22 protein-coding genes and 1 riboswitch are annotated in these 24667 nt (G+C 54.2%); of the genes, 9 read left to right on the top strand and 13 right to left on the bottom strand.

The features are described from left to right. Position 1: 1 nt before the first annotated feature. The 4 genes from PUP29_RS09650 to PUP29_RS09635 all read right to left on the bottom strand — a co-directional run bounded on the left by PUP29_RS09650 (position 2) and on the right by PUP29_RS09635 (position 7778). Positions 2-2809, bottom strand: coding sequence for a hypothetical protein (locus PUP29_RS09650; RefSeq protein WP_079546122.1), 2808 nt, complete (start codon positions 2807-2809; stop codon positions 2-4). 14 nt (positions 2810-2823) lie between these two features. Then, on the bottom strand, positions 2824-5142 hold the full coding sequence (locus PUP29_RS09645; RefSeq protein ID WP_079546123.1) for a hypothetical protein: 2319 nt from the start codon (positions 5140-5142) through the stop codon (positions 2824-2826). A 542-nt stretch (positions 5143-5684) separates the two neighbouring features. Further along, complete coding sequence (locus PUP29_RS09640) at positions 5685-7370, bottom strand: hypothetical protein (RefSeq protein WP_079546124.1); 1686 nt, start codon at positions 7368-7370, stop codon at positions 5685-5687. A 33-nt stretch (positions 7371-7403) separates the two neighbouring features. Further along, positions 7404-7778: a terminase small subunit gene (locus PUP29_RS09635; RefSeq protein ID WP_079546125.1), complete on the bottom strand. Its 375-nt coding sequence runs from the start codon at positions 7776-7778 to the stop codon at positions 7404-7406. A gap of 137 nt (positions 7779-7915) precedes the next feature. Between PUP29_RS09635 and PUP29_RS09630 the strand changes: the two genes are divergently transcribed. Continuing rightward, positions 7916-8125: a hypothetical protein gene (locus PUP29_RS09630; protein ID WP_079546126.1), complete on the top strand. Its 210-nt coding sequence runs from the start codon at positions 7916-7918 to the stop codon at positions 8123-8125. A 481-nt stretch (positions 8126-8606) separates the two neighbouring features. Here the strand turns inward: PUP29_RS09630 and PUP29_RS09625 are convergent, their stop codons facing one another. From PUP29_RS09625 to PUP29_RS09610, 4 genes are read right to left on the bottom strand one after another with little or no spacing between them, the layout of a single operon-like run. Next, positions 8607-9641, bottom strand: coding sequence for a hypothetical protein (locus PUP29_RS09625; RefSeq protein WP_079546128.1), 1035 nt, complete (start codon positions 9639-9641; stop codon positions 8607-8609). Further along, positions 9628-11283: a hypothetical protein gene (locus PUP29_RS09620; protein WP_079546129.1), complete on the bottom strand. Its 1656-nt coding sequence runs from the start codon at positions 11281-11283 to the stop codon at positions 9628-9630. The genes PUP29_RS09625 and PUP29_RS09620 overlap by 14 nt, the downstream gene beginning before the upstream one ends. Beyond that, positions 11280-11786, bottom strand: a complete 507-nt coding sequence (locus PUP29_RS09615) for a hypothetical protein (protein ID WP_079546130.1) — start codon at positions 11784-11786, stop codon at positions 11280-11282. Before PUP29_RS09615 ends, PUP29_RS09620 begins: the two co-directional genes overlap by 4 nt. A 12-nt stretch (positions 11787-11798) precedes the next feature. Beyond that, a complete protein-coding gene (locus tag PUP29_RS09610; RefSeq protein ID WP_079546131.1) occupies positions 11799-12047 on the bottom strand; it encodes a hypothetical protein in 249 nt (82 codons plus the stop codon). A 283-nt stretch (positions 12048-12330) separates the two neighbouring features. On the opposite strand from PUP29_RS09610, the gene PUP29_RS09605 reads away from it, so the two are divergent. Then, positions 12331-12657: a helix-turn-helix transcriptional regulator gene (locus tag PUP29_RS09605; protein WP_079546132.1), complete on the top strand. Its 327-nt coding sequence runs from the start codon at positions 12331-12333 to the stop codon at positions 12655-12657. A gap of 105 nt (positions 12658-12762) precedes the next feature. Further along, positions 12763-13218 carry a hypothetical protein gene (locus PUP29_RS09600; RefSeq protein WP_353423169.1) on the top strand — a complete coding sequence of 152 codons (456 nt, stop codon included), beginning with the start codon at positions 12763-12765 and terminating at the stop codon, positions 13216-13218. A gap of 70 nt (positions 13219-13288) precedes the next feature. Here PUP29_RS09600 and PUP29_RS09595 read toward each other — a convergent pair whose 3' ends face one another. From PUP29_RS09595 to PUP29_RS09580, 4 genes are all read right to left on the bottom strand, one after another. After that, entirely contained in the window at positions 13289-13948 is a 660-nt protein-coding gene (locus tag PUP29_RS09595) for an anaerobic ribonucleoside-triphosphate reductase activating protein (RefSeq protein WP_353423168.1), read from the bottom strand. Beyond that, positions 13945-16044: a ribonucleoside triphosphate reductase gene (locus PUP29_RS09590; protein WP_353423166.1), complete on the bottom strand. Its 2100-nt coding sequence runs from the start codon at positions 16042-16044 to the stop codon at positions 13945-13947. The genes PUP29_RS09595 and PUP29_RS09590 overlap by 4 nt, the downstream gene beginning before the upstream one ends. Before the next feature lie 121 nt (positions 16045-16165). Further along, positions 16166-16331: riboswitch (cobalamin riboswitch) on the bottom strand. A 334-nt stretch (positions 16332-16665) separates the two neighbouring features. Then, positions 16666-17436: an EFR1 family ferrodoxin gene (locus tag PUP29_RS09585; protein ID WP_353423164.1), complete on the bottom strand. Its 771-nt coding sequence runs from the start codon at positions 17434-17436 to the stop codon at positions 16666-16668. Next, positions 17433-18152 carry a TetR/AcrR family transcriptional regulator gene (locus tag PUP29_RS09580; RefSeq protein WP_353423162.1) on the bottom strand — a complete coding sequence of 240 codons (720 nt, stop codon included), beginning with the start codon at positions 18150-18152 and terminating at the stop codon, positions 17433-17435. The genes PUP29_RS09585 and PUP29_RS09580 overlap by 4 nt, the downstream gene beginning before the upstream one ends. A 195-nt stretch (positions 18153-18347) precedes the next feature. Between PUP29_RS09580 and PUP29_RS09575 the strand changes: the two genes are divergently transcribed. The 6 genes from PUP29_RS09575 to PUP29_RS09550 all read left to right on the top strand — a co-directional run bounded on the left by PUP29_RS09575 (position 18348) and on the right by PUP29_RS09550 (position 24464). Beyond that, positions 18348-20654 (top strand): ABC transporter ATP-binding protein, encoded by a 2307-nt coding sequence (locus PUP29_RS09575; RefSeq protein ID WP_353423160.1) that lies wholly within the window; start codon positions 18348-18350, stop codon positions 20652-20654. Next, on the top strand, positions 20651-22510 hold the full coding sequence (locus PUP29_RS09570; protein WP_079546138.1) for an ABC transporter ATP-binding protein: 1860 nt from the start codon (positions 20651-20653) through the stop codon (positions 22508-22510). Before PUP29_RS09575 ends, PUP29_RS09570 begins: the two co-directional genes overlap by 4 nt. Positions 22511-22642: 132 nt before the next feature. Further along, a complete protein-coding gene (locus tag PUP29_RS09565; RefSeq protein ID WP_079546140.1) occupies positions 22643-23077 on the top strand; it encodes a hypothetical protein in 435 nt (144 codons plus the stop codon). Positions 23078-23110: 33 nt separating this feature from the next. After that, the gene (locus PUP29_RS09560) at positions 23111-23584 is read left to right on the top strand and encodes a YbaK/EbsC family protein (protein WP_079546141.1); all 474 of its coding nucleotides are present in this window, start codon (positions 23111-23113) and stop codon (positions 23582-23584) included. Then, a complete protein-coding gene (locus PUP29_RS09555) occupies positions 23572-24099 on the top strand; it encodes a GNAT family N-acetyltransferase (protein WP_079546142.1) in 528 nt (175 codons plus the stop codon). Before PUP29_RS09560 ends, PUP29_RS09555 begins: the two co-directional genes overlap by 13 nt. Positions 24100-24101: 2 nt before the next feature. Continuing rightward, positions 24102-24464: an arsenate reductase family protein gene (locus PUP29_RS09550; protein WP_079546143.1), complete on the top strand. Its 363-nt coding sequence runs from the start codon at positions 24102-24104 to the stop codon at positions 24462-24464. A gap of 32 nt (positions 24465-24496) precedes the next feature. On the opposite strand, the gene PUP29_RS09545 is transcribed toward PUP29_RS09550, so the two are convergent. Beyond that, positions 24497-24631, bottom strand: a complete 135-nt coding sequence (locus tag PUP29_RS09545; RefSeq protein WP_353423157.1) for a hypothetical protein — start codon at positions 24629-24631, stop codon at positions 24497-24499. Between the last annotated feature and the right edge of the window lie 36 nt (positions 24632-24667).

Raw genomic sequence — 24667 nt, 5'->3', positions numbered from 1 at the left:
TTTAACGCCTTCCTCTCCTGTAATTACACTGTATTAACATCCCTGTATATGGGTTTACTGTTACCATACATACCTCATTTACGTATACAACACTCCAACTTCCATCTGCTCTCATGGTAGGCATCCCAATACTGTCAGGATTCCTTAACGCCTCCAGCGCGTCTTCTATCGCAACGCCCCGGCGCATGCCGGGCATTGGAATATCATTTGCCGCCTGCTGCCCTATGATCCTGTCCACAAAGTGCGGTACAAAGCCTTTGATCTCTGTTCCATCCTGCGTCCGCTGCCCCACAAGCTGCCCGTCTATTTGCTCTCCTACGGCTTGGTATTGCTCATAGCCTACCAACACAGAGATATCTCCCTTGTCTACCGCCCGCATATATCCGTCCAGCAGATACGCTTCTTTTGGGTCAGTATACCGCAATTCGTTGTATTCAGCAAGGCTTTCCGGCGCGCCCTCCATATTATACTCTCGTATAACGGCCTCATACTCCGCCTCATCTCCAAACTGTTTATAGGGCTGGTAGGTTTCCGACAGCACGATTTCCCCATAAATATCGTTCCCACCTTTGCTGAAAACAATATTGTCCTGCGGTATCTCCGCTTCTCCCCCGGAAAACCGCACGCCCTCCGGCGTCACATATTCATATTCCATCCCCGGTGCGTAAGCGTATTCCGGACGCTGCTGCAAATCTTCTCCGCCGAACAGCCCCCGCTCCCGCGCCGTCAGTTCGTTCGCCTCCTGCACGAATTTCTCCCAGATCCTTTCCTGCGCTACCTTGAGCCGCCAGTTGCTGAACCGGTGCGTCATGATCTCAAGCGCCTGCGCCGCGCCCGCCGTGAGCGCCCCGCCTCCCGCGCCCTGCACCATTTCCATCACTGGCTCCCGCAGGAAAAATTCCATGTTCGCTTCCCGCGTCGCCTCCTCCCCGCTCATGCCCTTTGCCGTCAGGCCCCGGCGGTATTGCTCGTAACGGCTGTCCTCTCCCATCACATACAGGTCCGCCAGCGTCCGCATATAACTGCTCACTCCCGCTTCCGTTGCTGAAAGCCCCGCCTGCTTCAGCACTCCCCGCGCAAAGCCCGTTATGCTCTTTGGCGTGCTTCCCGCCAGCTTATACAGCTCCCGCGCCGGAAGCGCCGACAGCGCCGCGTCCACCGCTCCGCTGACCGCGCCCGCCTGAAGCATCTGTTCTACGCTCCCACCCCGTTTTCCCGCGTCATACGACGCCGCGCCCGCGCTCTGCATACCCGCAACAATGGGAGCCGCCGGGCCTGCCGCAAGTGCCGGCAGAAACTTGCCCACGCCAAGCCCCATATCCACAAGCGCCGTCATCTCCGGGGAAAGCCCCTCCACAAGCGCGTCCCGCGTAATCTCCTCGTTGCGCTTCAGCGTTCCCGCCACATCGTACAGGTTCACATCCCGGTATTCCCCTGTTGCCGCATTCTGCAGTTTCTGTCCAAGCGTTTCCCCCAGCATGCCGAAATTGCCCGCGATGCCGCTCGCGATATTGTTGCCCGCCTCATACGCACGCATCAGGCCGCTGTCGTGCTCCGCCATGTAGGCCGCGCGGTTCTCTGTCAGAAAATCACTTTTTCGCTTATCCAGCTCCCTCTCGATCAGCTGGTAGAACGCTTCCGCTTCCTCCGGTGCGCCGATCCCGCAATAATAATTGAGGACGTCCCGCTCGTCCCCTGTTAAAAACGCTTCCTTGCGCAGGAACGCCCCCGCCAGAAGGTCGTTCCCGCCGATCATCGCCACGGCCTGCTTCTGCTCCGGCGTGCCGTTCTGCGCGAACCGGTTCAGAAAATTACCGTCGCTGTATGCCTGCTCATACCAGTTGTTTCCCGACTGCTTCCCCGCTTCCACCGCCGCCGCAAAATAGTCCGGCGACTCCTGTGCTGCCGATATCTCCCGCGCCACGTCCTGAAGCTTGAACCAATCGTTTACCGCCGTCTTTTCCCGCCGCACCTCATTTACCGCTTCCTGCCGCGCCTGATTTCCCGCCGTACGCGCGTTGTACTCGTCCGCTGCGGCGATCGCCTGCTTTGTCAGCTCCTCTCCCGCCTCTCCGGGAACAGGGTGGTACAGCATCGATACATCCTGCCCCAATGCGTACAGGTCCCCGCTCTCCTCGTTGAATTTCTGATCCGCCGCCTCCTGCATTCCGCCGATCATCTGGCCGTATCCCTCATTGACCGCGTTCCGCGCCGACTGCTCCTCCGCGCTTACCCCCGGCTTGCCCAGCCGGTTCGTGTAATCCACCCATTCCCGCGCGCGGATGTCATCGTCTATTTCTTTTCCGGCATCTGCAAAATCTGTCCATACGTCCCGTGCCGCTCCCGGAAGATAGCTCCCCGGCGCGGCCGGAAGCTGTGCGGCCGCGCTCCATGATTTTTGGCTGGGCTGTTCCGCATCCTTTGTTGTCTTTTCTTTTTCCCGCCACGAAGTCATGACCTCTAACGGGCTATATACAAAAATGCCCGCGCTTCGCGGTTCGTTTTTCCCGCTCTCCTGCTCTGTCCTTGCCGCTCCGGCTTGCCTGCCTCCGTTTTCCGTGCGCCATGTGCTTCCCGCGTTGTGTATGCTCCCCGCCGTTACCCATGCTCCGCCGCTCTCCGGTTCCTTTTTCGGTCTGCTTCCCGCCTGTCTTTGGCTGCTTCCCCCGTTCCGGATGTTCCCCGCCGTTACCCGTACCTTTCCTTTCTCCTTTTCTTCCGTATCCCGCCATGTGCTCCCCGCGTTCCGGATATTCCCTGCCGTCACCCGTATCTTCTTCTTTTTTCCTCTCCTGCTTTTTACCGCCATGTTTCTCTCCCTCCTTATTTTTCCATGCCTTGCTGTACGATCTCCATCAACAATTCTTTTTCCGTCTCTTCAATGGGCATATTGGCAATGATCTGCATTGCCGCCTCCGGTTCGAACGTTCCCAGTTGCTCGAGGATTTCCCGTATCTCTTCTTCTTTTCCCGCTTCCGGCAGCACCGAAGCTTCCATTCCCATTCTTTCAGGGCCCGGGAGCCCACCGGGAATACCCATAGCGCCAACCTGCTGTGCCTGCGCCGTAAGCACGCCCTGTTCCATCGCCGGCATGGCCTGCATTTGTTCCTCCGTCATCATGTCCGGCGCCGGTTCTCCGTTCTGTATGGCGGCGGTAGGCTGCTGCCCTCCGTTCGGCAGTCCTCCATTCGGCGGGGCAGTAAGCTGTGTCCCCGCGCCCAATTCCGGTGAGACAGTCATTTCCGCTTGTGCCGCAAGCGCCTGCTGCTGCGCTTCCTCCTGCCGTTCTATCTCCTGCTGCCATTCCTTGACCATCTGCTTGGCATTCGGATAGTTGAGGCCCTCTTTCACACGCCAATACCGCAGCATCGTCCGCGGGTCCTGCGGGTTTCCATACGCGCCCAGCCCGAAATCCGTCCGCAGGTCCTCCAAAATGAACTGCCGGTTCCTTTGAGCCGTGCCGTTTTCATCCACCGAGAACAGGAATCCGTCCTCGTAATACCAGTTCCCCGCTTCGTCCTGACGCAGAAAATCATAACGGCTGAAAACGCTTTCCTCCGGTTCTCCATCTTCCCCTTTCGTCGTATACACCCGCGGTTCGTCCGCGTATGCCAGCATAAATTTGAACATGATCTCAAAAAGCTCCGCGTACGCCGCATTTTTCATCACCTGCTTGGAATTCTGCCTCCCGGCCGCCTGCGCGATCTGCGCCTCCTTCGCCCGGCCCGACGTTGCGGTTGGGTCGGCCTTGCCTTGAAAGGTGTCCGTTATCCCTAGCGTGCTTTTCGCCATCTGATAATATTGCTGTACGGAATTCAGGTCCTGCGCCACATCGAAATTCATTGTGATCGATTTCAGCATGCTCACTTGCTCCGCGCTCGTAATGTTGATCGGCTTTATATCCTCATCGGAAAGCGTGATATCCATGTCTTTTGGCTTCGTAAGGTAAGACCCGGCTCCCAGCAGCTTTTTGTTCACTTTGGTGAGCAGCTTGTTTGCCGCAAGCTGAAAATCCCGTATCGCGTCGCAGTCCGAATCTCCCAAAACCTGCCCCCGTGCCGATACGTTCCTGCGCACCGCCAGCGGGAACCGGTTCGGGTAGTAATACGGTATCTTCGTTGCTTCCTGCCGTACCCGCCGCTTTTTCTGTGTGACCGGCGCGTCCCCGGCGGGCAGCCCCATTTCGTCAAATTGCAGTTCATACAACGGCAGTCCGGTCTCCGGGTCTCTGGCCTGCTGCTCATATTCCTCATACGCCCATTCTCCGTTTTCCATCACGGGCGATACCGCGGGTATCACCGTTCCGTCCGTGCGCACGACGTCCTCCGTCAGCTCTTCATATTCCTGCGGCCGGTCCTTCCATTCCCGGCAGCCGCACTCGCATTCGCTTCCGAAAAGCGGCTTTTCACGTCCGCATTCCGCGCATATCTTACCCTTGCGCTGCTCATAATGCCCGTCGTCTATGAGGACCGTGTTCCCCGCCCACGAGAAGCATCCAAGGCCGCCCTCGCCGTTTTTGTAATAACAGACCACCTGCGTGCATGTGTCGTCCGAGATCGTCGGCTCTCCCGTCTGCGGGTCTATCCCTTCGTTTGAAACATCCACGCCGTACCGTTCTGAAAGGCGCTGCTTCGTATCCTCAAACGTCAGGAAGATATAGTCCATATACGGCAGAAAAAAGACGCCCTCCTGCGGAATGAACTCCGTCGGGTCGATGAGCCGCACATTAAGGCCGCCGACCGCGTCGCGTGTCCGCAGGGCGTTGTCCCACTCTACTAAATATGCGCTTCCTCCGAGCGTTTTCACCGTCCGTTCGTCCTCATCGTTCAAATATTCGAACGGCATCCTTGAAAGCTCGTTTTTCAGCATGTCCTCGATCACCGCCGCGAGCCGCTTGTTTTCCTCCGTCGGGCGCTTCGGCGTTACCTTCGGCTGCGGGATATAGCTGTCGATCTGGCTCTCCACAAGCTCCATTGTAAAATTCCATACCACCTCCGCGTCTTTTCCGCCGTCGATATGGTGGTCGCCCATATACTGTGCCCGCCGTCTCTCGAACGCCGTCCGCTGTTCCCCATACGCCGTATAGGCCGTTTCATATTTCTGCCTGAATTCCCTCAATTTTGTACCGTTGCTTTTTTTCATCCCTTTTTTCCTTTCTTTTTTGTATAAAAAAAGAGCCTGAAAGGCCCTTTTCTCTCATGGTCGGTATACTTCGTTTGCGCGGCTGCGCCGCGCTTTTTCCTTATTCTTTGTTCCTGCTTGGGGCCCACCGCCCCGTTTCGCCCTGCAAGGCCCGCTTGATTCCGTTAGTGCGGTTCCGTTTCTTTGTTTCCTCTGCTTCTTGCGTGGGCTCAGCCTGTGGCCCTAAGCCGCAGAAAGCTTTTTGATAATGCCCATCAGGTTGTCACCGCCACTTCTTCGGTTCTCCCCACACCCCTGAACACTCCCTGTGGTCGCTTCGCGGGCGGAAATTGCATTTCCCCGCGTGCCCCCATTGCTTAAAGTTGTTTTACCTCGGCGAAACCGCCGCCTCGTCGTCAGGGCATGTCCTTTTACTCGTTTTCGTCCCGCCGTCCGAAAGCCTCGCTCACGGGCCGCCCTTCCTCTACCCCACGCAACCCGCGTTGCTGGGCTTGCGCGGGGGCCCCTGTCCAAAGTTATTTTTGACAACGCCCATCAGGTTGTCATCTCCACTTCTTTGGCTCTCCCCACAGCTTCAGCAGCCTCTTTTTGCCGTCCTCGTCCGCGCCTCTGTAATCCTCAAACATGTCCTCCGTCCATTCCGCCCGCCGCCCTTGTTCATCCACATTCCGTGTTGTGCGCTGCTGGCTTCGTATCTCGTTTGCGATCATATCTGAAAATAAAAGATCATCATGCTTTCCGGCTATCGCATCCGGTCTCCCTCCATCGTCATATACAAACGTCAGCGCCTCCCTCAGCGTCGGGATATCATGAAATAGCTCCACATGATTATTGACCGCGTCCACCTCCCTGTCGATAATAAGCGGCCGGGTGTTCCCATCCGTTTTCCAGCCGTATTTTTCTTCGATCGTCTTCTTATAATCGTCATACCGCCGCCGCACATATTGCCTCGGGTAACGGAGCCGCTGTAATTCTTCTATGGGGGCCGTGTTGAAATTCATTTCCACACCAATCAACGCATCATTATAATATTTCCCCAAGCAGTAAAGCTGCTCGGTGAACGGCTTCGATTCATTCAGCTGCATGTGCAGCGTCGCCACACGCTCACCCGTCGAGTTGTCGAGCACTGTTGCCGCATAAAAATCCTTTCCCTCTCCCTTGGTATCTGCGCCGATCACATAAGGCACCCCCTCCTTCGGCATGGAATAGAAACGAATGTCTCTCCCCCTGCCAAGCGTAAAGCTGTCGATCCTGTCCTTGCTCTGTGCGTCGTGCCACCGTATCCGGAAGCTTCCCTCCCGGAACGGCTTTTTTTCCTGCTTTCGTTCCAGTCCGGCGATCCGCTCCATAACGCGCCGGTTGTCGAATACAGGCCGTCCGCTCATCAAAAACGCCTCGTCCGGGCAGGATGGATATTCCTGCCGGAAAATGTCCTCGCTGCCCCGGCAGTTGTTTTTCAGGCACCACCGCCGCCATGCAAGCTGCCCCTCCGAAAGACCATACGTCTCTTTCATTTTGCGTTCTTCCTTCGTCAGCTTCAGCCCTTCGGCAGGCATCGTGTATTCCGCGTGCTCCCACCATGCGCAGAACACCGGGATAAAGTCATTTTCCCCTGCCACAGCCGCATCCCATATATCCTTAAAATCTTCATATCCGTTGGCCGTCGATTCAATAACCACCATCGTATTCGGCTCGTTGGGCACAGCCTGCAAAAGACCCGTCAGGATATCCGCCTTGTCCTTGGGCCAAAAGGCATATTCTGAAATGTGCAGGTTCTGAAACGTATCCGACCGCCCGATGCTCCCGTTTCCCGCCGTCATACATTTGATCGAGCTGTTTCCATCCGCAAAGCCGAATACAAGCTCCTTTGCATTGCTTGCAAGCAGCGGAGGCTTCAGCGAAGCGTCGAGATGCTCGTAATACCGTTTGCTCATGCGGAACAGATTGTTCGTTGCCGCGATCTCATGCGTCACGATGCCGCTCGAAATATTCGCCTGCGTTGCCGTATCCTTGAAGATCATTCCCTCCGTTAAAGTGGAAAATCCCATTTGCCGCGCTTTCAGAATAATAGCGCGGATGGGTTTCCCGTTCCTGTATTGCTCGGCAATCGCGTCATAGAGCTTCATCTGGGCTGCATTCATCTTGAAATCGATAAGCTGCGCCCGTTTATCTCGTATTTTTAAATATCGTTCAATAAATACTTTTGTGTTGATCACGCCATTGTTCATCCTCCTTTTTCTGCCGTTCCATCATGCCCTTTTTTAAAATCTTTCTCCGTCAAGCTCTCTTAATTTCTGCTCGAGCGATACGTTCCCGTTTATCTCGATCTCCCGTTCTGCTTTATCTCTCCATCCAAAATTTTTGAGCGCAAAAACGTCTCCTCCGTTTCCCCGTGCGATCAGCCGTTTCTCGTATGCGTTTTCTATCCTCATCTTTGCACGGCGGACGATATCCCCATATCCGTCCCGCTTCTGATAATTCAGCAGCGTTTCCCGCGACGTATCCAGTGCAAGCGCAAGTCCTGTGACCGTCAGCGGTTCTCCTGTTTTCTCGCATTCCGCAAAGTATGCGTCTATCCGCTTCTGTAATTCCCTTGCGCTTTTGAATTTTAGGCTCCTCCCTATTTTCTTTTCCATTTCTTCTCCTCCTTTTGAATATAAAAACTTCACTTGGGCCTGCTTTTTTCCCCTACATTTCAGAATTCTTCTGATATATCGTCCGATATTCGGGTATCTATATAGCAACACCGAAAGGAAACAAAGGAGGAACTACTATGGAATATAAAGTAATCATAAGAGACCGCGAAGAAGGCACCGAAAAGTACATTACCGGGCTCAATAAGGCTCAGTCCGAAAAAGAGGCTCTTTCTCAGGCGCGTGATGCTGGCAAATTAGTCTATATCAGCTGGACCGATGCAAACGGCAGGAACGGCTATCTGAACCGCGACGGTGCAACAGATGTCTGCCCCGGCGAGCCATGGTGACCGATTCACCCTCTTTCCGCAGGATGGCTGAGCCATCCTGTTTTCTTATAACAAAAGAGACCGGAAAAAACCGGTCTCTTTCAGCAGTATTCCCCCACTGCTCCCACATTAGCATTGTACCACAAAAATGGTACCTTTTCCATGCCGTCTGTGCGACATATTGCCGACATCTTTATTTTTCTGTGCTAAATCGCGGAAATTCCCCGCCGGGCCGTAGCGGCTCCAGAACGCCCCTTTGTTTTCTCCGTGCGGCTCCCGGGAAGCCCTGCTCTTTCACATAACGCGTTCCATGCTCTTGTCTGGATTTTGAAAAGCAAAGCACAATATCCCGTATCTGTCCTCGCCAATCACGCGCCGGGCACGTCCTTTCCGCTCTCAAATCGTTATCCAAACAGCCAAAATTCCTGCCGCAGCCAGCAAGCTGATCAATAATTTTTTTATCTTTATTATTCTTTCTTTTTTCATATATCCGATTAAAGTCTTAACCCCACTCTGCCTCAAGCCATATTTTTCTTGCCGCCTGCACCCGTTTATCCTCCATATTACCCGCAAACCGCAGCTCTCCGTCTGCCGTTACTCCCATCACCAGATTACTGTCGTCTTTGAGCACTACGATATCCTGCCAGTCCTCTATTGCGCTGATATCTATAAAGTCGCTGTCTAATTCTTCAATCGCCTTCATCCAATCCGTCACCAGTACGGTCCCATCGCTTCGTATTCCAAAATTCCTGTAATCTCCTCCTACGACTTGTACGACATCTGTCCAGCCATCAACAGTACATTCTCCATATCTGTTGTCTCCTGCCGCGACTACCGTTCCGTCTTTTTTTAAGCCTAATACACTGTGCGTACCGCAGGCCACCTGTGTAATGTCTTTCCAATCTTTTATCTCTTCTCTTATCTTTTCATGCGCCTCTTGTTCATCGTCCTCTTTGCAGTCGCATCCATAAACGACTGTACCGTCCTTCTTCAACCCCGCAGCCACGTTCATTAGCCCACATGAAATTTCTGTAATATCCTCCCACTCCTCGAAAGAGGGCCATATACATTCTCCTGTATTCCCTACCGTTCCATCTTCAAATAAAGCAACGACAGTCTTGTAGCAGGAATCGATCTGCTTCACATCGCGCCAGCTTTCCATACCGTTTAAAAGGTTCTCATTCAATCCCGCTCCGATTGCGGTACCGTCTTTTCTCAGTCCTGCCACAAACCATCGTCCAAAGGTGATACCACATATATTTTCCCATTCATTGATTTCTTCTGTCCGTTCCGCTGCCTGCGCAAAGATTTCCCAAAGTTCCGCTTCGTCAGCCGTTCCATGAAGAACATACGTTCCCCGCACAGTTCCGTCTTTCCGGACGACAGCCACACTATCTCCCGTTAAAGCGACCCGCTCCCGAAAAGATGTATCCTCCGGTATCGGTCTTGTTTCTCCGGCCGCGGGCGCGCAGCCTGCCAAAGTCCATAGCATCATCCCGCATAAGACCATGCAGGCCATACGCTTAATCTTCTTCATAACTGTCCCTCCCCTTATATTCGTCAGGTGTAGCCAAATCATGTATTGCTTTTGAAGCTAATCCAATCAGCGCAAAAGGATCCTTTATCGCATCGATAATATCTATCCCATCGGACATTCCGCTTGCAAGCTTATCTTCCTCCATTGGCGCCCCCAGCTTGTCATACATGCGTTTATTATAATTGATGAGCGCATCCAGATGCTCCTGTGTAAACGAATCCTTAAATGAATTGAAAGTAATCCCCTCCGAAAGCAAGGCTGTCTCAAGATTTGCAGTATAAATACTATTTGAAAGACCGCCACCTGCATCCGAATTTCGTACTAACTCGTTAATTGCTCTCATATACGGCGTTCCTTCCAATTCTGAAAGTTGGATTTCCCCCTCCTCCTCCAAAAGCTTTCTTAACTCGTCCACTTCTTTTCTCGTATAGGCCGGAGGAATATCCCCTTTCGATTCATCCGGGGAATCGGACGGTATCTCTTTGGAATTAGAATCAGGTGCTTGGGTATTGGACATCTGCACGATTTCATCCGCCTCCGCGACCATTCTTCCGCTCATGCCGTTCGGCAGCGTTGCGTCCGGGTGCTCGCGCAGATATTCCATCATCTCTTCCGCCCCGCCCGGGAAAAACAGCGGCGCTTCTTCCGTTTCGCCCTCTTTTTTCCGTGCTGGCTGCGGCTTTACATCTGCCATCAGAAGCTCCGCGCCTGCTCCGCCGATTGTCGGCTGGTTTGCCGCCTCCCGCTCTCCGGCGATCCATGCCTCCTGCTGTTTCGGCCCTTCTATCCTGCTAATTGCGTTAAGCCGCCCGCGCCAGTCGAGCCCATCCCATGCGTCCTCTGGGATTTCCTCCGGCCTTTTGACGATTGCCGGGCCGCTCCATACTGCTCCCGGCGTTTCTCTTCCGGCTCTTCTCTGCGGCTCCGCCTCCGCCGCCCTATGCTCCATCGTCCGCGGCGGCCACTGCCCGTTCCATACATCCCGCTGTTTATTTCTCCCGTTGATCGTATTATACCCTATTTCTTCTTCCTTTTCCCGTTCTTTTTTCCGCCTCTCCAATTCCTCCTGTATATACACCATTCTATCATACTGCTCGCTCCCGTTCAGCTTATCCCATCCGCGCGTTCCCTCCACGCGGCTCCGGAAGTCTCCTCCCTCCGGCAGCCCGAACAGGTCCTCATAGTTCCGGTTGTACCGCTTCTTCCTCCCGAAGCCCTCTGCCACGCCCAGCCGCTGCTCCCGCAGCTCCTTTTGCGTCTCCTCCAGCGCACGGCTGAATGCCGCGTCTGTCTTCTGCCTGTCCGCTTCCCGCTGCTTTCGTTTCTTTTCATAGTAATCCGCCGCCGTCTCCCCCGGCTCCAGCTTCACCTGCTTCCACAGCTCTGCGCCTCCTCCCGGCCCTGCCGTGTTCACCCACGTCGGAGCAACTTCCGCTTGGTTTTTCGCCGTTCCGGCCGTGCTTTTCCACGGTTCGGCCGTCTTTTTTTCCACCCCCGCATATCCGTTCCCCGTTCCGGTCTGCTCCCTTCTTCTCCTTTGCGCCGCTTTCCTCCGCTGCTCCCGCGCCTCTTTTTCCCGCTGTTCTTTTTCCCTCCTCTCCTTCTGCTCCTCATACCAATTCCTTTTCTTCTCCTTTTTCATCCTGTTTGCTCCTTTCCTTTTTTTCCACCGCGCATGCCTATGCTTCCGGCCCTTTCATATTCTCTCCCGCCTGCAAGCACCCGCAGGATACGATTTCGCAGCCTTTGTGTCTGCCGCTCGGAATATCCGATTTCCTCCGCGATATCCGCTACATTTTTTCCCTGCGCATACCGAAGCTCTACATACTTTTTTTCTGCCTCATTCAAACCCGCACGTTCAAGCTTATCCCGTACTTTGTCGAATTCTGTATACAGCCCTTCCAGCTTTTCTACCGCCCTTGCAATCCGTCCGTCATAAATATCCGCCATCTTCTGCACGATCCGGCAGACCGGATCATCGTTTTCTCCGCGTTTTCCCCCAATTCCGTCCAGCCGCGGTCCTTTCAGAAATATGTCGATACACGCATATTTTTCAGCAGTCAGTTCGCGGACCGCCTCCCGGCATTCCTCCGATTTCCGCTTCAGCGCTCCATACTGGAACAACAGCAATTCCGTTTCTTCCATATTATGTCTCCCCTACCGTCTCCTCATGTTCTCAAAATATGCAATCGTCCGTTCACATTCCCGGATCTCCGTATCATAGTGATCCAACACATCCTCCTTCAGTTCTATGCTGAGGCCCATAAATTCCTCCACATCCCGTCTTTCATCCTCCAGCATATACAGGCGCTCCTCCGCTTCCTCCTGCCGGGCGCATAGCTCGCGTGGATATTCCTCGCCTGTTGCCATATAATTTCTGATATACGGCGCGTCTCCAATCTTCATTTCGTACCCTCCTTTCTCTCTCTTTTCACTTCCTGCCGTTTTCCTTTGTTTGCGATCTTCACGAGCGTCAGATCGAGTTCCCGCTTTTTTCTTTTCATATTCCCTCCAAATATTAATTTTACTAATATTAGTTAAGCTAATATTATCACCTGCCCCCTCGTCTGTCAACGAGAAATATTAATTTACCTAATATTTGTTGCGTTGAAAAAATATTCCTCTTTCAGTAAAATAGAAACATAAGTAAAATTGATATAAGTATTTCTAATATTCGAGGTATTCCCCCATGAATCGAATCAAAGAATTGCGCACCGCAAAAGGTCTGAAGCAGACCGATCTGGCAAAGCGGCTCGGCGTGACGCAGGGCGCCCTTTCCGGCTGGGAAAATGAAAATTATGAGCCCGACATCAAGGCTCTGAAAAAAATGTCTGAAATCTTCGGCGTTTCGGTAGACTATATCCTCTGTCTGACAGATACCGCCGCACCCGCAGATACGCCGTCTGAAACGCTGGTCGCCCTCTCCGCGCCTAAGGGCTACGACCGTCTTACAGAAGACGAACGCCGGGAGATCGAAGAGATCATCGCGATCTATAATAAGCGTAAAGATTCCTGAAAAAATTTTTTAGAATCGACACGAATCGACATAAAAAGACATTCCCCCCTGCTATAATAATCTCACAGACACAGCGGGCCAGAGTGCCTAAAAGGGGTGGAAATTATGTTGCGCGAAATTTTAGAGGAAGAACTTCGGAAAAACGGGATAACCCTTGAGACCTACACGTTCCGCAGCGATTTTAACGCGCTCACGGTAGGCAAAACGATCCTAATCAGCAGCAGCCTCGAAAGCACGGCGCAGAAAAATGCCGTTACGGCGCACGAGCTTGGTCATCAGCACACCTGCGCCATCAATCTGCTGGACGCTGAAACGCATATCCAGAATAAATATGAATATATGGCGGACCGTTGGGCCGCCCAGAAGGTCATGCCTCTCGAAAAGCTGTTCGAGGGCTTCAAGCGCGGCCTGCGTACCATGCAGGAATTCTGTGAATTTCTCGAAATAGACGAAGATTTTTTTCGCCGCAGTCTCGCCGTTTATTCTAAAATATACGGCGCGTCGCACGTCTATAAAGGCCATCTGTTCCAGTTCGACCCGCTCAATATCCACGACCTGTAGGTCTTTTGATGCACGGCGCGCTTCATTTGTCAGCCAAAAAGGCGAAGGAGCTATCCTTCGCCTTTTCATTTCAGCACCGTGCAGTCACATTGGGCTGGACTCCCTTCAGCGCTTCCGCTATCCGCCCAATATCCTGCGGCGTATAAACGCGCAGCTTTTCGATCCGCACCGGGCGGTAGAGCTGCAAAGCATAAAGGGGCAAAGGCGGCACGTCCTCCGCCATCTCCCGCAGCTCCTCTTCACGGAGTTCGGGAAGCACCGTGGTCCGCAGCTCCCATTCGATCTCCGAGGCCTGCAGCAAACCAAGCGTCTCCAAAAAGCCGTCCGCTCCGGCCCCGCAGATTTCCGGATAGCGGGAAAGCGGCGCTTTATAGTCCATCGCAACATAATCCACAAGCCCGCCGTCAAGCAGCCTGCCCACCGCCTCTGGATCGCTCCCATTGGTGTCGAGTTTCACATCGTAGCCAAGCCCTTTCAGCGTGCCCGCAAACTCCGCGAGGTCCTTTTGCAGGGTGGGCTCCCCGCCCGATAGCACGACCCCGTCGAGCAGGCCCGCACGTTTTTCAAGGAAACGCAGCACCTCGCCGTCTTCCATAAGCTCGGCGGCGCCGAGCAGGGCCCTGTTATGGCAAAAACTGCAATCATAGTTGCAGCCCGCCGTAAATACCACCGCCGCAAGCCGGTGCGGGAAATCGATGGTAGCCGTTTTCAGCAGTCCCGCGATGTTCAAAGGCTCTGCTCCCTGATGCGGTATTTCACGCGCTCGTCATATTCTTTCTTTTTGCCCTTGTGGAAATTCTGTACCGGGCGCAGATAACCGACGACGCGGCTCCACACCTCCGTATCCTTTCCGCACTCCGGGCAGGTGAACTGCTCGCCGTCAAGATAGCCGTGCTCCTGACAGATCGAGAATGTAGGCGTAAGCGAGAGATACGGCAGCTTGTAATGAGTGAACACCTTGCGGATGAGGCTTTTCGCCACCTCGATGTCGGGAATGCGCTCGCCGAGATAGAGGTGCAGCACGGTTCCTCCCGTATACAGGCTTTGCAGCTCGTCCTGCAGGTCCATCGTTTCAAAAATGTCGTCCGTGAAGCCGACCGGAAGCTGTGTGGAATTGGTATAATAGGCCACGTCCCCGCCGCCCGCGCAGATGATGTCAGGATATTTCTTTTTGTCCAGCTCCGCAAGGCGGTAGCTCGTGCCCTCCGCAGGCGTTGCCTCAAGATTGTAAAAATGTCCCGTTTCTTCTTGTATCTCTGTCATCAGGCCGCGCATATAGTTCATCACGGATATTGCGAATTCCTGCCCTTTTTCGGTCGTCAGGTCCGTGCCGTCCCCATAGAAATTGAGCAGCGCTTCGTTCATGCCGAGAATGCCGATCGTATTGAAATGGTTGTACCAATATTGCCCGGTACGCATCTTCACGTTGCGCAGATAGTGCGCCGAAAACGGATACAGCCCCCGCTCCGTCTGATGCTCGATCATCTTGCGCTTGATCTCAAGGCTGTTTTTCGCCAGCATCACCATCTGCCACAGGCGCGCCTTGAATTCTCCCTCGGATTTTGAAAGATAGCCGATGCGCGGCAGGTTGATGGTCACGACGCCGATCGAGCCCGTCATGGGGTTCGAGCCGAAAAGCCCGCCCCCGCGCTTGCGGAGCTGTTTGGTATCGAGCCGCAGGCGGCAGCACATGGAAAGCGCGTCCTCCGGCGAAAGATCGGAATTGATATAGTTTGAAAAATACGGGATGCCGTATTTGCAGGTGATCTCCATAAACCTGTTCACCACCGGGCTGTCCCAGTCAAAATCGTTCGTCACGTTAATGGTCGGGATCGGAAAGGTGAATACCCGTCCGTGCGCGTCTCCCTCGAGCATCACCTCGCAGAAGCACTCGTTGAACAGATCCATTTCCTTCTGGAACTCCCCGTACGTCTCACGCTGGATCTTTCCCCCCACGATCACAGCCTCGTCCTTTAACGTACGCGGAACGACGATATCAAAGGTAAGGTTCGAAAACGGGCACTGGAAGCCCACGCGCGTGGGAACGTTGATATTGAAAATAAACTCCTGCAACGCCTGCTTGACCTCTTTTTTGGTCATGCCGTCATAGCGGATAAAAGGCGCGCAATAGGTGTCGATAGACGACCACGCCTGCGCGCCCGCAGTCTCTCCCTGCGTAGTGAATGTGGAATTCACCACCTGTCCCAAAAAAGAACGCAGATGTTTGGCCGGAGAGGACTCCACCTTGCCGGGTACGCCGCCGAATCCGTCCGCGAGCAGCTGCTTTAGATCCCAGCCCGCGCAGTATGGACCGAAAAATCCAAGGTCATGGATGTGAAACGCGCCGCTCGTGTGCGCCTCGCGTATCTCCTGCGGATAGACCTCGTGCAGCCAATACTGCTTTGTGAATGTTTCGCGTACATAGTTGTTCATACCGTTGATGGATTTCTGCGTGTTCGCGTTCTCCTTGATCTGCCAGTCCTTATCGTCAAGATAGTCGGAAAACATATCGATCGTCGCGCCGATGAGGGCGTTGCTTTCCCTTGCCGCGCGGCGTTTTTCACGGTAAAGGATATAGGCCTTCGCTGTCTTTGCGTGTCCGCGCTCGATCAGCACCTTTTCCACAAGATCCTGTATCTCCTCCACGTCCGCGGTCTCCGTTTTCAGGCGCAGGTTCGCAAGGTCCACCACCTCGCCCGAAAGCTTCTGCGCCGTGTCGAAGTCGTCTCCGCCCACGGCAGTCACAGCGTTGAAGATAGCCCAAGTGATCTTTTCCTTCTGGAAATTTTCCGTGCTTCCGTTTCTTTTTCTGATTTTTGTGATCATCGCGTTTCCTCCTCCGGGATATTCCGGATGCGCGCATACAAAAATAAGCGCGTATCCTTTACGCGCCGAGGTGCAGACTCCTCTCGTTTTGCTCAAAAAACGTTCTTCGTTGCCATACCTCGCGGCGCTTTCATTTCGAACGGGATATTCTGGCTCAAGCCTCAAACGCGCCGCACGCCTTCCCAGTTCCTTTTCCCAGTGGCTTCCGTGCATTGCTCGGCTCATACAGCGGCGGGACCGCGCGGGATTTTCACCCGTCTTCCCCCATCCGAAATACAATATGATGTGGTAAATATTTTAAAAATACGTATATATTGTATTGCTTCTTCTCCATAAAGTCAACCCCGGGGCCCATTTTCCTCAAAAGCAGTTTTCTTTGTCCAGCAAAAAAACGCCTTGAAAAGGCGCTTCAGTCTGTCGATAAGCCCTTGGTCGGCTTTTTTCTAAGCTTCTTGCAGCGGAGCGCCCTTAAGCCCTCTCTCGCAGCGGTTTTGAGGCCGTGTGTTCTGCGCGCAGTAAAAGCGCTGCAAACTCAAAAAAGCGCCTGTCCGCGCAGCAGCATGGCTTTTCCGATAAGCCCGCTTTCGGCTCTTACACGCTTCCTCCCGGGAACGGTCTCCATTAAGGCAGAAATAGCCTCGCCTCTTTTTCCGTTTTCGTAAGCTCCTTTTCCAGCTTATGCTTTACCATACTATAGACCGGGCCGCCTACCCTGCGCGCTCCCGCAGGGCAGGCGCGTACGCACACAAGACAGCGGATACATTTCTTCGCATCCGTCTCCCGCGGAGCCTCCGCCGTGATCGCCCCTGACGGGCATATCCGCACGCATGTTCCGCAGCCGGTGCAGCTTTTGTCTCCCTTCGGCGTGAACGGCGCCACAGTAAACGACCGGTACGGCCGGTCTCCGGGCAAAGAAAGCGGCTTTGCATCCTTTGCTTCCATAAATTCCCGTATCTCCCTGCCAAATGCTTCCGCGATCGTGAGGTCCTCTTCATTCGGTCGTCCTGCCGCGATTTTCGGGGAAAAGGTATGCTGCGCAACGAACGCGCAGGCCGCCGCGCCATAAAAGCCCTGTTTTTCACACAGATCGGAAAGTTCCAAAAGCGCGTCGTCGAATTCCCGGTTGCCGTAAACGACGACAAACACCGCAGGCGTATGGCTCGCCGTAAGGCCGCGCAGCAGCTCGTCCGGCAGCTGCGGGATCCGTCCGTAATAAACGGGAACGCCGATCACCGCAATCTCATCCGGTGAAAACAGATGCTCCTTTGCCCGTGTTTCCCGGTTCGTCAGGTCAATCTCGCGGAAATCATCCGCTATTCCCCGTGCAACTGCGCGGACATAGCTTTTTGTTCCGCCTGTCGGGCTGAAATAAATTGCCGTAACATTTTTCATACCGTCTTCTCCTTATTCGTTCCCTTTCTCATACGCCGTATTGCGGCCTCAGCATGCCGCTTCAGACGCTCTCCGTCCCGCTCGATCTCCTTTTCATCACGCTTCCAGATGTCCGCAAGGCTCATTTTTGGCTCCGCGCGCAGCTCCGGCTTCACATCGAGCAGCGCTTCTATGCTGCTGCGCACATACAAGGGCAGGTCGAACGCGCCGTTATGCATGCACCACATAAAGAGGGCGCTTACAAAAATTTGGTGGATCATAATACATAAGGTGGTCGGATCGGAAGAATTGCGTATCTCCCCTACCGCCTGCGCTTTCCCGATGATGCCTGTCTGCAGCTCCATGTGCTCCTTCCGGCGTTGGTCGCAGCGGAATGTTCCTACGTCATGGTTGATGTTTTTGATGAACAGCTGCCGCGGTATCTCCGGTCCCGATTTGCCCAGATGGTCAAAGAAAGGCTGATAGGAGAGCCAAAGCTGTTCTATATAATTCTTTGCGTTCAGCATGCGTACAAAATATTCCGTCCTGATATCATACGGAAATTCATAATAGTCCTTTAAAAGCTCGTCCTTCGATTTAAAATAATAATAAAACGTATGCTTGTTGACACCGCTTTTCTCGCATATCTCATTGATCGTCACGTTTTCAAAGCCATGCTTTCGAAACAGCGATAGGCCGATCTCCTTGATTTTTTCTTTCGTATCTTTTCCTGCCATGTTGCGCTCTTCTTTCCCCGAATTACAGGTTTAGATTAGCACATTTTTGTAATACAGTCAATATTTTTGTCAACCTTATTGACATTTTTATGCAACCGCGGTATCATAAGCAAGCGGAAGTATCAATGCAGGCTGCCGGGTCCGTTCCGCAGCCTGTAAAAGATTCTGTATGTAAGAAAGGAAAGGCAACTTTTTATGAAGCGCATCATCAAATACATGAAACCATACGCTGCGCTCGTCCTCGCGGCTGTCCTGCTCCTGTTCGGGCAGGCCTTCTGCGATCTTTCGCTGCCGAATTATATGTCCAAAATCGTGGATACAGGCATCCAGCAGGGCGGGATCGAAAACGCGGTCCCCTCGGCTGTGAGCGAAAGCACGATGGATACGCTCCTCGGCTTTATGGACGGCGGCGGGCAGCAAACGGCGTTGGAAAACTACACGCTGATTACAAAAGACAGTGTGTCCTACGCGGCCTATCTCGAGGACTATCCGGCGCTCGCAGATGAAAACATCTATGTCAAAAACACCGCAGGCGGGGAAAACGACGAGCTCCTGAATCCCGCATTCGCAAAAGCATTCGCATCAGTCTCTGCCATAGAGCAGATCGCAGAGGCGTCGGCGGACGGTTCAGCTTCCCTTGCGATCGATGGGCGTACACAGGCGGACGGGCAGGAAGAAACAGCGCAGATACCTGAACCGCTTCTGCAATTTATGGCATATTACGCACAGGAGCCCGCGGGAACGGGGCTGTTTGCCGCGCTGAATGCCTATCCGGATTCCGCCGGGGTATACGGCGCGCTTTCTTCCCTTTTGGAAGAAAAGCTCGGCAGCATGGACGAAAGCCTGCTCACACAGACGGCAGTTCCTGTGCTCAGGCAGGAATATCAAAGCCTCGGCCTTGATCTCACGGCGATCCAGCAGGATTATATCTGGCAGAACGGCGGGCTCATGCTCCTCCTTGCGTTTGGCTCCGCCGCATGCACCATCGTGGTAGGCCTGCTCGCCTCGCGCGTAGGTGCGGGCCTTGCGCGCGACCTGCGCGAAAAGACCTTTACGAAGGTGGAGAACTTTTCCAACGTGGAATTCGACAAATTTTCCACCGCCTCTCTCATCACCCGCTGCACGAACGACGTCACACAAATACAAATGGTCGTTATCCTGATGATCCGTATGGTCATCTATGCGCCGATCATGGGTGTGGGCGGCGTCGTCATGGCGCTCGACAAAAGCGTGTCCATGTCGTGGATCATCGCGCTCGCAGTCATCGTACTGCTCGGGTTCATCGGCTCTGTCTTTGCGGTCGTCATGCCGAAGTTCAAAAAGATGCAATCCCTTGTCGATAAGGTCAACCTCGTCATGCGCGAAAATCTTTCGGGCATGATGGTCATCCGCGCGTTCAACACACAGCAATTCGAGCTTGACCGCTTCGATGCGGCAAACCGGAACCTTACCAAAACTCAGCTCTTCACCGGCAGGGCAATGGCCCTCATGATGCCGGTGATGACGATCATCATGAACGGTGTCTCTCTCCTCATTATATGGATAGGTGCGAACCAGATCGTCGCTTCCTCTATGCAGGTGGGCGATATGATGGCTTTCATGCAGTATGCCATGCAGATCGTCATGGCGTTCCTCATGATGTCCATGATGTTCATTATGCTGCCCCGTGCGTCCGTTTCCGCTCACCGCATCGCCGACGTACTGGAGACCGAACCCGAAATACGCGATCCGGAGGCTCCAAAGCATTTCAGCGATCCGAAGGGCGTTCTTACCTTCGATCATGTGTGCTTTGCCTATCCGGGTGCGGAGGATAACGTGCTGACAGATATTTCCTTTACTGCAAGGCCGGGCGAGACGACTGCATTCATCGGCTCCACGGGCTCCGGAAAATCCACCGTGGCAAACCTCATCCCCCGTTTTTACGACGTAACGGAGGGAAGTATCACAATAGACGGCGTCGATGTGCGCGCCGTCACCCGCCGCGAGCTGCGCGATCAGATCGGTTATGTTCCGCAGAAGTCCGTCCTGTTCTCGGGAACCGTTGCCTCCAACCTGCGTCTCGGAAATGAAAACGCCCCTAAGGAAACGCTCGAGCGCGCCGCGCAGGACGCACAGGCTACGGAATTTATCCGCAGGCTCAAGGGGGGCTTTGACGGAAGTATTTCGCAGGGCGGTGCCAACGTATCCGGCGGACAGAAGCAGCGCCTCTCCATCGCACGCGCCCTTGTGAAAGACCCGAACATCTATGTGTTCGACGACAGCTTCTCCGCGCTCGATTTCAAAACAGACGCCGTTTTGCGCGCCGCCATCAAAGAGCAAACAAAGGATAAGACGGTCCTCATCATTGCCCAGCGCGTGGGTACCATCATGGACGCAGATCAGATCATCGTGCTCGACGAAGGCAGGATCGTCGGAAAGGGTACGCACAAAGAGCTGATGAAAACGTGCGCCGCCTACCGTGAGATCGCGCTGTCCCAGCTTTCAGAGGAGGAATTAGCATGAGTAAGGCAACAGAGAAACGGCCTCCCATGGGAGGCGGGCACGGTCCCGGACGCGGGGTGCCGGTGACCGGTGCAAAGGCAAAGGACTTCAAAGGCTCTATGGGACGTTTGCTGAAATATATCGGGAAATATAAGATCGCGGTCATCGTCGTGTTCGTCTTTGCGATCGCATCCGCCGTCTTTTCCATCATCGGCCCGAAGCTGATGGGCAACGCGACGACAGTGCTCTTCAACGGGGTCATGGGCCAGATCAGCGGCTCCGGGGAGGGCTTCGACTTTGCAGAAATCGCACGCATCCTCATCATGCTCGTCATCCTGTACGGCCTGTCCGCACTGTTCAGCTATGTGCAGGGCTTCATCATGACGGGCGTGTCGAACAAGGTCACCTACCGGCTGCGGCAGGATATCAGCAGGAAGATCAATACGCTCCCGCTTTCCTATTTCGACCGCAACAGCCACGGCGATGTGCTTTCCCGGGTGACGAACGACGTAGACACCATCAGCCAGACGCTGAACCAAAGCCTGTCGCAGATCGTCACCTCCATCACGATGGTCGTCGGCGTCGCCGTCATGATGTTCACCATCAACTGGATCATGACGCTCGTCGTGCTGTGCATCATCCCCATCGCACTGGTTCTCATCTTTCAGGTCGTGAAGCGTTCGCAGAAGTTCTTCCAGCAGCAGCAGGAATACCTCGGCACGGTGAACGGGCATGTAGAGGAAATGTTCGGCGGGCATAACGTGATATCCGCCTACAACGGCGAGGACAAAAGCATCGAAACCTTCCGCGCAGAAAACGGAAAGCTTTATTCCGCCGCATGGAAAGCCAATTTCATGTCCGGCATGATGCAGCCCATCATGGCGTTCATCGGGAACCTCGGCTATGTCGCCGTGTGTGTGCTCGGCGGCTGGTTCGCCGCACAGGGGACCATCACCGTCGGCAATATCCAGTCGTTCGTCCAATATGTGCGCAACTTCACCATGCCGCTGTCACAGCTCGCAAATATCTCCAATATCCTCCAGCAGACAGCGGCCGCATCCGAGCGTGTATTTGAATTTTTGAACGAGCCTGAAGAAACGCCGGATACGGAGCACCCCATAAAGCTCGGCCATGTAGAGGGCAATGTGGAATTCAAAGACGTCCATTTCGGTTATAACCCGGATAAGATCATCATCAACGATTTTTCCGCACAGGTAAAGCCGGGCCAGAAGATCGCGATCGTCGGGCCGACGGGCGCGGGCAAAACGACGATGATCAAGCTGCTCATGCGTTTTTACGATCTGAACAGCGGCGAGATCCTGATCGATGGGCATAAATCGACAGATTTCACACGCGCAGACCTGCGCCGTCATTTCGGCATGGTGCTTCAGGATACATGGCTGTATAACGGAACGATCATGGAAAATATACGCTACGGACGCATGGATGCTACGGACGAAGAGGTCGTCGCCGCGGCAAAGGCCGCCTACGCAGACCGTTTCATCCGCGCTCTCCCGCACGGATATGAAATGGTGCTCAACGAAGATGCCTCCAATATTTCGCAGGGGCAGAAGCAGCTTCTCACCATCGCGCGCGCCATTCTTGCCGACCCGGATATGCTCATCCTCGATGAAGCCACAAGCTCGGTCGATACACGCACTGAGGCGCTGATCCAGAAAGCGATGGATAACCTCTCGCAGGGGCGCACCAGCTTTGTCATCGCTCACCGGCTCTCCACTATCCGTGACGCAGACCTTATTTTAGTCATGAAAGACGGCGACATCATCGAGCAGGGCACGCATGAGGAACTGCTGAAAAAAGGCGGCTTCTATGCAGACCTCTACAACAGTCAATTCGCCGCGCCCCGTACCGCATGACCGCTGCAGGCGTCCGCAGGGCTTCCGGCCGTTTATCCGGCCCGAAGCCCTGTTTTTTTCCGCGTACGGCAAACTGCTGCCATATCCTCCCGTTTATGCTATAATAAATGCGGCGGTCGGAAAGGAGCATACATGAAACAGGACGGTTCCCGCATCATTACCTGTCAGCTCATCGCAGTAGTCATCGTTCTTGCTGCGGTGGCCTGTATGTTCGTTTACGGCGAACAGCCTCTTTCCGCAGACATAGGGCCTGAGGAGCTGACGATCCGCGGTATGCACGGTATTTCTGTTCCGCTTTCGGAGATCAAAACCATTTCCCTCATGGAGGAAACGGTTTCAGACAGATTCCCCCATGCGTCGCGCATGAACGGCTGCAGGGGCTTCAGCGGCATACTCAGGGGCTATTTCAGCTCCGGGAGCAGCGGAGGCTTCATGCTGTTCGGGGTCGCAGATGCCGCCCCTACGCTTTGCATCACGAGAAAAAACGCGATAGATATTTACATCAGCGATCCGGACGCGGAAAAGACGCGCGCACTGTATGGCGCGCTGCGGGCAGCCCTTTCCTGATGCGGTCATTTTGGAACAGGAGTTTTTATCAGTATGGCGATCGATAAAGTAAAAGAATATTTCAAAGCATTCGGACGGGACGGCGACGTCCTTGAATTTCCCACCTCCAGCGCAACGGTGGAGCTTGCCGCTCAGGCGCTTGGCACGGAGCCCGCACGTATTGCGAAAACGCTTTCTTTCCGCGTCGGCGAAGACTGTGTGCTCGTCGTATGCGCAGGAGACGCAAAAATCGATAATCCCAAATACCGCGCGCAGTTCGCGTGCAAGGCGCGCATGCTTTCCGCAGGCGAGGTGGAAAGCATGACGGGGCACGCCGTCGGCGGCGTATGCCCGTTTGCCAATCCCGAGGGTGTCCGCGCCTATCTCGACGTTTCCCTGAAACGGTTCGGCACTGTGTTTCCGGCCTGCGGGAGCGGAAATTCCGCCATCGAGCTCACGCCGGACGAGCTGTTCCGGTATGCGGGCGCCGCGGAATGGGTGGACGTATGCAAGGGATGGCAGGAATGATCCTCGAAACAAAGCGTCTTGTTTTGCGCGAAATGACGCAGGACGATTTCCCCGCCCTGTGCAGGACCCTGCAGGACGAAAAAGCGATGTATGCCTACGGGCACGCGTTCAGCGATGCGGAAGCGCAGGCTTGGCTCGACCGCCAGCTCGGCCGCTGCCGCCGCGACGGGTTCGGCCTGTGGGCCGTCATTTTAAAGAAAACAGGACGGTTCATCGGCCAGTGCGGCATCACATGGCAGGACGCGGGCGGCATACAGGTGCCGGAGATCGGTTATCTGCTCGAGCGCGCCTATTGGCATCACGGCTATGCCACGGAGGCGGCCGTTGCCTGCCGGGACTACGCGTTCCATACCCTCGGCATGGAGCGCGTCTATTCCATCATTCGGGATACGAATATCCCGTCGCAGAACGTCGCCAAAAGAAACGGCATGTCGGTCTGCGGCTCACTCGTAAAGCACTACCACGGCATAGACATGCCGCATCTGATTTTCTGTGTTTCTAAAAAGGAGGCCTAAATATGCTGCTTATTTGTTATCCGAAATGTACCACCTGCAAAAAGGCGGAGGCGTGGCTCCGTGAACACGGTATCTCCTACGATTACCGCGACGTCAAAGTGCAGAACCCCTCCGAGGCGGAGCTGCGCGAATGGCACGCAAAAAGCGGATTGCCCTTAAAACGCTTTTTCAACACCAGCGGCCTGCTCTATAAAAGCATGGGCCTAAAGGAAAAGCTGCCGTCCATGCCGGAAGACGAGCAATTCGCGCTGCTCGCCACAGACGGCATGCTCGTAAAGCGCCCCATTCTCATCGGGCCGCACGGCGTGCTTGTCGGCTTCCGCGAAAAAGAGTGGGAGGCGGCGCTTTCACGCTTCGCTTCGTAAGCTTCCGGTCTTTTATGCCATATACTACCGTACTATAAGCTGCGGTATTCTTTTTCGACCGTTTTTATCCGGCTCTCCAGATACCGAATGACCTCTTCCGCTTTTTCGGTCAGTTTCACTTCCCGTTCGGAAAGTCCAATAATACTTCTCGTGCATGCTTCTTCCATAGAAGCGTTTGTTTTCTCCAAATTTCCAAGAAACAG

Origin of the sequence: Christensenella massiliensis, assembly GCF_040409835.1 — a bacterium.
Lineage (GTDB): Bacteria > Bacillota > Clostridia > Christensenellales > Christensenellaceae > Christensenella > Christensenella massiliensis.
This window is presented reverse-complemented; position numbering and strand designations above follow the sequence as displayed.